Genomic DNA, 2,265 nt, shown 5'->3' with positions numbered 1-2,265 from the left:
CTGCACGTCGTGCGGCCGAATGATCACATCCAGTTTGAGGGGACGCCGTTCTATCTGGCTGATCGTGCGGTGGTGTGGCCTCGGAACGGGGAGCCTCGGCGTGCCGCGGTCAGCGCGTTCGGCATGGGCGGGGTGAACGCCCATGTGATCGTGGAAGAACCGCCGTTGCTGCCTGCGCGGGGGACGCCTGCGCGCGACTCGCACGTGGTACGGGTCAGTGCCAGCGACGAGACCGCGCTCCGAACCCTCGCCGACTCCTACGCCGAACGGTTCGACACAGCACGCGATGCCTGGGAGACCGCCGACCTCTGCCACACCGCCAACACCGGCCGCTCCCCACTGGAGTTCCAGACCGCGGTGCGCGGACGTGACTCCGCCGAACTCGCTGCCGCACTGCGCTCCGTAGCCGCCGGGAACACCCCGGTGGCTCGCGTCGACATCGACCTGACCGCCGAAGAGGCGTCAGGCCGTGCCGAGTTGACCTCCGCGGCCCCCCGGCCCACCGATGTCGTGCAGTTGGCCACGGCGGGGTACGCGCACATCGACTGGGCCTCGCACTCCGCCAAGGGCGCCCGCGTCACGGACCTCCCCACCTATCCGTTCACGCGAGGGTCTTACTGGCGTACCACCGACCCCGCTGTCCGGCCGGGTCCGGCAGCGGCGGGCGGTGCGGCGGTACGCGTCGAGTGGCGCGCCCGGGAACTGGCGCCCGCGCTCCTGGCCGGCCCGACCGTGGGGTCGGTGGTACGCCTGCTCGCCGCCGACCCCGAGATCGGGCATGCGCTGACGAGGGCCCTCCGGGACCGGGGCGTGACCGTCGTCGGGCCCGGTCGACAGGCGGACACGGCCATCGTGGTCGACGCCCTCGGGAGTCAGGAGAGCCGGGGCGGCCGGACCATCGAACTGAAGCACTTCTGGGCCGAGTTGGGCAGTCTTGTGAAGACGCTGCCCGCGCACGGGAAACTGCTCTGGGCCGGATTCCACGACGTGGCCGTTCATCCCGACGAGCGCGGCGGTCTCTCCCCCGAGCGGGCCGCCATGGCCATGGCCGTACGGGCCGCCGGGGCCGAGAACCGGAAGCCCACCTCGGTCGTCCATCTGGACCCGGCCGACCCGGCCGATGCGCAGGCCGTCCTCCTGGCGGCCGAGTACGCCGCCCTGAGCGCCGGCCCGGCGACCGGGGCCGACGCCGGCACGGTGGTCGCCGCCTACCGGCGAGGCGTCAGGTACACCCCGGAACCGGTGCCCGCGCCGGCCGGCCCGCCGTACGCCCTGCCGGACTCCGGGTACTACCTGGTCACCGGAGGGCTGGGCGCCGTCGGGCTGCGTCTGACCGAGCGGCTGATCGACCGGGGAGCCGGACGTATCGGCATCATCGGCCGGTCGGTCGTGGACGCCGAGAGCTCCGCCCCTCTGCGGGAGTTGGCGAGGCGCGCCGAGGTCGAGTATCTGGCCTGCGATGTGTCCGACCCGGTGGCGCTCGCCGCCGTGGCCGGGCAGTTCGGCCGGCGCTGGGGCCGGCTGGTCGGCATCGTGCACTCCTCCGGCGGCGTCAACCCGTTCGGCGCGATGCACCGCCGGACATGGGGTGACGCCGAGAAGGTGCTCGCCCCCAAGGTCCCCGGCTCGCTGAACGTCGTACGGCTGGCCAAGGAACAGGGGGCCGACTTCACCGTTCTGGTGTCCTCGATCGCCGGCACACGGGCGTCGGCCGGCCGGGGCCTGGTCGACTACAGCCTCGCCAACGCCTACCAACTGGCCCTCGCCGAGCGGGAGAACGACGCCGTCACCACGGTCACCGCACACGCCTGGCCGAACTGGACGGGCATCGGTATGAAGGCGGACGCGTCCTTCTCCGCCGCGTACTCGGTCAGCGCCGAGCAGGCACTGGACGCCTTCTTCGACCACCTGCGGTCGGGCGGCGCCGTGATCTTCCCGGGAAGCGCTCCCGCCACCGCGCCGGAGACCTCCAGGTCCGCCAGGTCCGGCCAGCCCGGGCCCGCGCCGGCCCGGACCAGCGCGTCGACGGTGGCGCGGGCCGAACCACCCGGGCCCCCCGCGCCGCGCACCGGGCGGGACGTCGCGGGGATGCGCGCACGGGTCAGGGACGCCTTCGTCCACGTACTCGGAGAGGACCCGGGAGACCGTCCGCTCCACACGCTGGGGCTGGACTCCCTGGTGATCGCCGAGCTGACCACGGCCCTTGAACAGCGAAGTGACCGAACCGTCGATCCCTCGCTGCTGATGCGGGCGCGTACCGCCGAC

At 73.2% G+C, this 2,265-nt stretch carries 1 protein-coding gene; it reads left to right on the top strand.

Annotated elements, in window-relative coordinates; translation table 11 throughout:
- Window positions 1-9: 9 nt before the first annotated feature.
- A partial coding sequence (locus tag P3L51_RS35870) for a beta-ketoacyl reductase (RefSeq protein WP_354609550.1) occupies window positions 10-2,265 on the top strand: 2,256 nt, incomplete at its 3' end.

The sequence above is a fragment of the Streptomyces panacea genome (assembly GCF_040560175.1).
Lineage (GTDB): Bacteria > Actinomycetota > Actinomycetes > Streptomycetales > Streptomycetaceae > Streptomyces > Streptomyces panacea.
Note: the sequence above shows the minus strand (reverse complement) of the source record. Positions and strands in the feature narration are given on the sequence as shown.